We start from the raw sequence: 7,718 nt of genomic DNA on the forward strand, positions 1-7,718 counted from the left end.
TGCGATATTCGCAGTCATGAGCTACGCCGGTGACGTGACCCCGACCGAGGCCTGGTCGGCCCTCGAGGAGGACCCCCGAGCGGTCCTCGTCGACGTGCGGACCCACGCAGAGTGGTCCTACGTCGGGCTGCCCGACCTGAGATCCCTCGGCCGCGACGTCGTGCGGATCGAGTGGCAGCGCTACCCGGACGGCCGCCTCAACGCGCACTTCGTCGACGACCTGGCCGCCGCCGGGATCGAGCCCGACCAGCGGGTCTACTTCCTCTGCCGTTCAGGGGTGCGGTCCATCGCCGCGGCCGAGGCGGCGACGGCCGGTGGGTGGGCGCAGTCCTACAACGTCAGCGAGGGTTTCGAGGGCCCCCACGACCCCGAGCGGCACCGCACCGTGTCCGGATGGAAGGTGGCGGGCCTGCCGTGGGTGCAGGGATGACCGGGGCGGACAGTGGCAGCCGGCGGTGGCGTCCCGACACGGTCGCCGTCCGCGGCGGTCTGGCGCGCAGCGGCTTCGCGGAGACCTCGGAGGCGATGTACCTGACGTCGGGCTTCGTCTACGAGTCCGCTGAGGATGCCGAGGCTGCCTTCACGGGAGACGTCGACCGGTTCGTCTACTCCCGCTACGGCAACCCGACGGTCCGCATGTTCGAGGACCGGATGGCTCAGATCGAGGGCGCGGAGACGGCCTTCGCGACCGGTTCCGGCATGGCTGCCGTCTGGGTGGCTCTCGCGGCGCTGCTCGGCCAGGGCGACCGGGTCGTGTCGTCGCGGTCCCTCTTCGGCTCCTGCTTCGTCATCCTCGACGAGATCCTGCCGCGCTGGGGCGTCGAGACCGTCTTCGTCGACGGCCCGGACCTCGACCAGTGGCGGGAGGCCCTGTCCGAGCCGACCACGGCCGTCTTCTTCGAGACGCCGAGCAACCCCATGCAGGAGCTCGTCGACATCCGGGCGGTCTGCGAGCTGGCCCACGCTGCCGGGGCCAAGGTCGTCGTCGACAACGTCTTCGGCACCCCCGTCTTCTCCCGGCCGCTCGAGCACGGCGCCGACATCGTCGTCTACTCCGCGACCAAGCACATCGACGGGCAGGGGCGGGTCCTCGGCGGGGCGGTTCTCGGGACGCGGGAGTTCATCGAGGGGCCAGTGCAGAACCTCATGCGGCACACGGGACCGGCGATGTCGCCCTTCAACGCGTGGGTCCTGGTCAAGGGCCTCGAGACGATGTCGCTGCGTGTCGAGCGGATGGCGGCGAGCTGCCTCGAGGTCGCCCGGTTCCTCGAGTCGCACCCCCGGGTCAGGCGCGTCGTCCACCCGTTCCTGGAGTCGCATCCGCAGCACGAGCTGGCCCGCCGCCAGATGGGGGCCGGCGGCACGGTCGTGACGTTCGAGATCGACGGCGGCAAGGCCGAGGCGTTCAAGGCCATGAACGCCCTCGGGGTGATCGACATCTCCAACAACCTCGGCGACGCCAAGTCGCTCATCACCCACCCCGCGACCACCACGCACCGCCGGCTCTCGCCGGAGGCGCGCGCGGCCGTCGGGATCACCGACGGCGTGCTGCGCGTCTCGGTCGGGCTCGAGGACGTGCGCGACCTCATCGAGGACCTCGAGCGAGCCCTGGCCTGACGCCCGCCGCGTCCTGTGGCCCGAGCGCTCGCTCAAGTGGCCCGGGAGTGCACAGGCCCTGCTGTGGCCCGCTGTGGCCCGCTGTGGACAGCAGGGCCACTCGAGTGGGGCGGGCGCTCAGGTGCGGGCCGTGGCGGCAAGCTGCCAGGAGCGGCCGGCTCGCTCGGGCTCGGTGAGCCGCACGTCGAATCCGTCGGCCAGGATCTCGACCAGGTCCTCCGGGTGACGCGGTCGCGCGGCGGACTGGACGAGATGACGAGCGACGAGCCCACGGGTGTGCTTCGCCATGTGGGAGGCACCCGGCACCGTGATCTGGACGCGCCGCTCACCCAGAGCTCCTCGAGGGTTCCACATCGCGACATAGGCGCTGGACCGGCAGTCGACGATGGGTCCCGATGCGCCGGCCGCCTGCTCGAGCGCCGACGCGAGGACTGCCCGCCAGGCGCGGGTCAGGTCGCCCACACCCGGGAGCTCGGCCGACGGGTTGAGCCGGTAGGCGGGGATCCGGTCCGTGGGGCGGACGGCCCCGAACAGCGCCGAGAGGATGATCACCCGGCGGTTGGCCCTGCGCTTCGCCGCGGCATCGAGTGAGCCGAGGTCGAGCGCGTCATAGAGGACGCCGGTGTACACCTCGCTCGCCGGCGCCGTCGCGGCAGTGCGCAGTCGGGTGTTGCGCGCCACCTCCTCGACGAGGTTGGGACTCACCGCGAGGAGCCGGTGGGCGTCGGGGCGGGCGCTGACCTCCCCGACCCGGTCGATGAGGGCCTCCCGCAGGCTCGTCAGCTCGGCAAACGACAGCGTCCCGAGGTCGAGCCGGCGGCCGCGGCGCCGTTGCGTCTTGCCCTCGGAGGGGGGCAGGAGGATGAGCACGCCGCACAGCCTAAGCCGCTCCGGAGTCCGTCCTGCGTAGGGTGGCGCCATGGCCAAGCGACACATTGTCTATCGCCGAGCAGAGCCCCCGGGCGGCGCGGGCGTCGCCCTCGTCGAGCGCTTCGAGGCGATTCGCGACGAGTTCGAGGTGCCGGAGGAGTTCCCCGAGGAGGCCCTCGAGGAGGCCCGTCGGGCCGCCAGCGCCGCGGACCTGCCCACCCGCGACGCCACGGACATCCCCTTCATCACGATCGACCCAGCGACTGCCAACGACCTCGACCAGGCGATGCACATCGAGCGTCACGGTGACGGCTACCGAGTGCGCTATGCCATCGCCGACGTGCCCGCCTTCGTCCGGCCCGACGGGGCCATCGACGTCGAGTCGCGCCGCCGCGGGCAGACGATCTACTGTCCGGACAAGCGGGTCCAGCTCCACCCTTCGGAGGTGAGCGAAGCCGCGGCGAGCCTGCTGCCCGGGCAGGTCCGGCCGGCCTTCGTGTGGGACCTGGTGCTCGCCGCTGACGGTGAGGGCGTCGAGGTGAGCGTGGCCCGGGCCATGGTTCGCAGCATCCGGCGGTATGACTACGCGGAGGTGCAGGGCCTCGTCGACGAGGGATCGGCCGAGGACGTGCTGCTTCTGCTCAAGGAGGTGGGGGAGAAGCGGATCGCCTTGGAACGCAAGCGCGGCGGCGCGTCTCTTCCCATGCCGGAGCAAGAGGTTGCTGAGGACGGCAAGGGCGGCTTCACGGTCAGCTTCCGTCCACTCCTGCCGTCCGAGGACTGGAACGCCCAGATCTCCCTCCTCACGGGAATGGGGGCGGCCGACCTGATGCTGCGCGGCAAGGTCGGCATCCTGCGCACGATGCCCGATCCCGACGGGCGCGACGTCAAGCGGTTCCGCAGGCAGGCTGCAGCGGCCGGGGTGCCCTGGGCGCAGGAGCAGACCTACGGGGAGTTCCTGCGCACGCTGGACCGCGACGACCCCAAGCACCTGGCGCTGATCCACGAGGCGACCACCCTCTTCCGAGGGGCCGGCTACACGCCGTTCGACGGGACCGTCCCCGATCAGCCGAACCACTCGGCCGTCGCCAACCCCTACGCCCACGTCACTGCACCGCTGCGGCGCCTCGTCGACCGTTTCGGCCTCGTCGTCTGCGAGGCCCTGTCGGCGGGCACGGCGGTCCCCGCCTGGGTCCGCACGGCCCTCCCGTCCATCCCGGAGATCATGGCGACGTCGGACCGCCGCGCGAGCGGGGTCGAGCGGGCGTGCACCGACGCGGTCGAAGCCGCCGAGCTGCGGTCTCACGTGGGGTCGACCATCGAGGGGGTCGTCGTCGACGAGAACGACAAGCACGTGGTCGTGCAGCTCATCGACCTCGCCGTCGTCACCAAGGCCACCGGTCGCGCCGAGGAGGGGCAGAGCGTCCGGGTCCGGGTGGACGCCGCCGAGATCGAGACGGGGCGGGTCGAGCTCAGCATCGTGACCTGACGCAGGTCCTTCCCGGCCGTATGCCGCTCAGCTCGCTCCCGCTGCCTGGCCGGCTGGCGCGGTGGGCTGGGTCGGTGTCGGGTCAGTGGGCGTGGTGGGGTCGACGGCTCCAGGGTCCGTCGCCGGCGGCTCGGCCGGCGTCGAGGGAGTGCCGGCCGGCGGCTGGGTGGCGGTCGGCTCGGTGGCGGTCGGTGCTGCCGGCTCGGGCACCCGGCTCGAGCCGGTGGTCAAGTTGTCATTGGGCGGCGGCGTCGAGGTAGCGGGGGGCTCGTCCGGTCCGCTCTTAGTCCCCACGTCGGCCCACCCCTCCTGCTGCGCGACCGGTTGGCGGCTGCCCACCGAGGTGCCGGTGACGTCAGTGCCGCTGGCCAGCTGCAGCCCGAGCAGGACGGTCGTCGCCAGGGCGAAGACCACGGCGGCCCCGGCCAGCACCCGCCGCCCGCGGGGATTTGGCAGGTTCTGCACCCCCGACGGTGGGGTCGGCGGCACGAACTGCACACTCGACGGGTCGATGGGGGAGGGGGGCACCTGCAGCGGCCCTCCGCGTCGTCGAGTGTGCGCCTTCTTCCACTGCAGGGCTGCACGGGCCCGCAGCATCGACGCCGTGTACAGGCTCGAGGCGATGGCGCTGACGACGGAACCCACGGCAGCGCCGGTGATGGTGCCGACGACGCCGAGCCGCGAACCGAGGGCGGCGGCGGTCGCGGCCGCCAACGAGCCGGCGACCAGCTGGGTGAGGGAGAGGTCGAGCAACGTCGCTCTACGGGCGGGTGGGCTAGGTTCGGTCTTCAGCTGCTCGCTCATGTCCTGGGTGCGGTTGCGTATCGACGGTCTCCCATGCACGACGAACAACCAGCCGGATCCGTTGACAGGAGCGGCCCGATGTGACGGAGGTCACCCCCGCGGCTGCTCGCGGGGAAGGCAGAGCCAACCGAGCGGCATACGGCATCTATCATGGTGGCGGATGAGTCGGCCAGACGGTCGCGTCGGAGCCTTCCGGGGCTCCGCCGAGGAACGTCCGGGCTCCACAGGGCAGGGTGGTGGCCAACAGCCACCCGGGGTGACCCGCGGGACAGTGCCACAGAAAACAGACCGCCGGCCGCTTCGGCAGTCGGTAAGGGTGAAACGGTGGTGTAAGAGACCACCAGCGCTCCAGGTGACTGGAGCGGCTCGGTAAACCCCACCCGGAGCAAGCCCAGACAGCGCACGTTCGAGACCGGCCCGGTCGAGTGCGCGGGTAGGGCGCTGGAGCCGGTCAGCAATGGCCGGCCGAGATGGATGGCCGTCGCCCCGCCGCCGGTAACGGAGGCGGGGAACAGAACCCGGCGTACCGGCCGACTCATCCCTTCCCCCCATCGGACTGCGGGACCGTGTGGACAGCCCTCGTGTGACCAACGTGACAACCGCGTCGGGTTGGCGTTCGCTAGCATCACGTCCACTCGCTACTGGCGGGTAAGTGCGGGTCGACAACTCGCGCCCACCACGCGTGGGACCGGCTCGGGACTCAGGAGGTGGAGCGGATGCCGTCTGGGGCGCAGGCGCTGCTGCGCACATTGGTCGACTCAGGTGTGACCGTGTGCTTCACCAACCCGGGGACCTCGGAGATGCACTTCGTCGCGGCCCTGGACAGCGTCCCCGAGATGCGTGCCGTGCTCGCCCTCTTCGAAGGGGTGGCGACGGGGGCCGCCGACGGGTACGCCCGGATGACCGGTCGACCAGCGGCGACCCTGCTGCACCTCGGGCCCGGCCTCGGCAACGGTCTCGCCAACCTGCACAACGCCCGGCGGGCCCGGGTGCCCGTCGTCAACATCATCGGCGACCACGCGACCTACCACGTGCAGTACGACGCGCAGCTGCAGTCGGACATCGAGACCGTGGCCCGCAACGTCTCACCAGGCTGGGTGCGCACCTCCACGAGCGCCGCAGCGCTGCCGAGCGACCTCGCCGAGGCGGTCGCGTCGGCCAGCGGTCCGCCGGGGCAGGTGGCGACGCTGATCGTGCCTGCCGACCTGTCCTGGGCCGACGGGGTGCAGCCCGCGGTGCCGGTGCCGCCAGCCCCTCCACGGCTGGCCGGCGAGGAGGCGATCGAGGCGGCTCGCTCTGCACTCCTGGGCACACGGTCCGCCCTGCTCCTCGGCGGCTCGGCGTTGCACGGGCCGGCGCTCCGCGCTGCCGGACGGATCGCTGCAGCGACGGGAGCCACCCTGTTCGCGGAGGTGTTCCCGCGCCGGATCGAGCGTGGTGTCGGCGTGCCTCCGGTGGAACGGATCGCCTACTTCGCCGAGCTGGCCTCCGTCCAGCTGGCCGGGCTCAAGCACCTCGTGCTCGTCGACACCCCGGCACCCGTGTCCTTCTTCGCCTACCCGGGCAAGAAGAGCTACCTCGTGCCTGAGGGATGCGTCGTCCATCAGCTGACCACCGACGGCGAGGACGTGGCGGGCACGCTGGAGGCCCTCGCCGACGCGTTCGTCACCCGCGGTTCCGCGACGCCCCGGACGGCTCGGACGACGCCGACGGCGCAGCAGGTCTCCACGGCCCCTGCCCTGCCTCCCCCGGGACGGCTCACGGCCGAGACCGCCTGCCAGACGATCGCCGCGCTCTTGCCCGCGGCGGCGATCGTCTCCGACGAGGCCAACACCTCCGGGGTGAGCTTCGCACGCGCGAGCGCGGCGGCACCGCCGCACGACGTCCTGACCCTGACCGGCGGAGCGATCGGGCAGGGACTGCCCGTCGCGGTCGGCGCGGCGATCGCCTGTCCCGACCGGCCGGTCGTCGCGCTGGAGGCCGACGGCTCAGCGTTGTACACGATCCAGTCGCTGTGGACGATGGCACGCGAACGCCTCGACGTCACCGTGGTGATCTTCAACAACCGCTCGTACGGCATCTTGGACGTCGAGCTGCAGCGGGTCGGCGCCCAAGCCTCCGGACAGAAGGCACAGGCTCAGCTCGACCTCTCCGACCCACCCGTCGACTTCGTTGCCGTTTCCCGAGGGCTCGGCGTCCCCGCCGTGCTCGCCTCCACGACCCAGGAGCTGGCCGACGCCCTGAGGAATGCGTTCGCCGAGCCCGGACCCCACCTCGTCGAGGTCGCGGTTCCACCCGTGTTCAGCGGACGCCGGCTCAAGGCCCTCCCGATGGCCCTCGGCGCCCTGGAATCACTGCCGCGGCCCCTCGCCAGGGCACTGAAGCGCCGGATCGCACCCTGACCTGACCACCTCGAAACGGGAGAACAGCCTGACATGGACGTCATCATCGTCGGCGGCGGCATCAGCGCTCTGGTCGCGGCTGTGGAGCTGGCCCGGAACGGTCGGCGCGTCACCATCTACGAGCTCCGCGGTCGGGACTGGCTCGGGGGCCAGTGCAGGGACGCTTTCGGAGGCATCTTCTTCGTGGACAGCCCCGAGCAGCGACGGCTCGGGATCCGTGACTCGTTCGAGCTGGCCTGGCAGGACTGGCAGGGCTACGCGGAGTTCGGCCCGGGCAGCGAGCACCAGCAGGCCTGGGCCCGCCGGTACATCGAACGATGCGTCCCCGACGTCCGTGAGTGGTTGGTCGGCCGCGGGCTGGGTTTCCTCCCGGTCGCCAACTGGGCAGAGCGAGCCCGGGACGGGCGCGGCAACCGGCTGCCCAGGTTCCACCTGCTGTGGGGGTGCGGGCCCGCGCTGGTGTCGGCGCTGGTCAGCGAGGCGGAAAGCCTTGAGGGGTGAACCGGCACGGGTTCTCTGCCGCTCTCATACTGGCT

General features: G+C 71.7%; 7 protein-coding genes and 1 other RNA gene. 6 read left to right on the forward strand and 2 right to left on the reverse strand.

Going from position 1 to position 7,718, the window contains the following annotated elements; translation table 11 throughout:
• Positions 1-16: 16 nt before the first annotated feature.
• Together ABWV20_RS18180 and ABWV20_RS18185 are read left to right on the forward strand one after the other, a co-directional pair.
• Positions 17-430 (forward strand): rhodanese-like domain-containing protein, encoded by a 414-nt coding sequence (locus ABWV20_RS18180; protein ID WP_353357700.1) that lies wholly within the window; start codon positions 17-19, stop codon positions 428-430.
• Positions 427-1,617 carry an O-succinylhomoserine sulfhydrylase gene (locus ABWV20_RS18185; RefSeq protein WP_353357702.1) on the forward strand — a complete coding sequence of 397 codons (1,191 nt, stop codon included), beginning with the start codon at positions 427-429 and terminating at the stop codon, positions 1,615-1,617. Before ABWV20_RS18180 ends, ABWV20_RS18185 begins: the two co-directional genes overlap by 4 nt.
• A gap of 117 nt (positions 1,618-1,734) precedes the next feature.
• Here ABWV20_RS18185 and ABWV20_RS18190 read toward each other — a convergent pair whose 3' ends face one another.
• Positions 1,735-2,487 (reverse strand): YaaA family protein, encoded by a 753-nt coding sequence (locus tag ABWV20_RS18190; protein ID WP_353357704.1) that lies wholly within the window; start codon positions 2,485-2,487, stop codon positions 1,735-1,737.
• Between the two features lie 49 nt (positions 2,488-2,536).
• Between ABWV20_RS18190 and ABWV20_RS18195 the strand changes: the two genes are divergently transcribed.
• Positions 2,537-3,976: an RNB domain-containing ribonuclease gene (locus tag ABWV20_RS18195; protein WP_353357706.1), complete on the forward strand. Its 1,440-nt coding sequence runs from the start codon at positions 2,537-2,539 to the stop codon at positions 3,974-3,976.
• A gap of 27 nt (positions 3,977-4,003) precedes the next feature.
• Here the strand turns inward: ABWV20_RS18195 and ABWV20_RS18200 are convergent, their stop codons facing one another.
• A complete protein-coding gene (locus ABWV20_RS18200; RefSeq protein WP_353357708.1) occupies positions 4,004-4,780 on the reverse strand; it encodes a hypothetical protein in 777 nt (258 codons plus the stop codon).
• 161 nt (positions 4,781-4,941) lie between these two features.
• On the opposite strand from ABWV20_RS18200, the gene rnpB reads away from it, so the two are divergent.
• The 3 genes from rnpB to ABWV20_RS18215 all read left to right on the forward strand — a co-directional run bounded on the left by rnpB (position 4,942) and on the right by ABWV20_RS18215 (position 7,683).
• Positions 4,942-5,322, forward strand: an RNA gene (rnpB, locus tag ABWV20_RS18205) — RNase P RNA component class A.
• A 174-nt stretch (positions 5,323-5,496) separates the two neighbouring features.
• A complete protein-coding gene (locus tag ABWV20_RS18210) occupies positions 5,497-7,182 on the forward strand; it encodes an acetolactate synthase large subunit (RefSeq protein ID WP_353357710.1) in 1,686 nt (561 codons plus the stop codon).
• A gap of 33 nt (positions 7,183-7,215) precedes the next feature.
• Positions 7,216-7,683: an FAD-binding protein gene (locus tag ABWV20_RS18215; protein ID WP_353357712.1), complete on the forward strand. Its 468-nt coding sequence runs from the start codon at positions 7,216-7,218 to the stop codon at positions 7,681-7,683.
• Positions 7,684-7,718: the final 35 nt, after the last annotated feature.

This window comes from Intrasporangium sp. DVR, assembly GCF_040365325.1.
Classification (GTDB): domain Bacteria; phylum Actinomycetota; class Actinomycetes; order Actinomycetales; family Dermatophilaceae; genus Intrasporangium.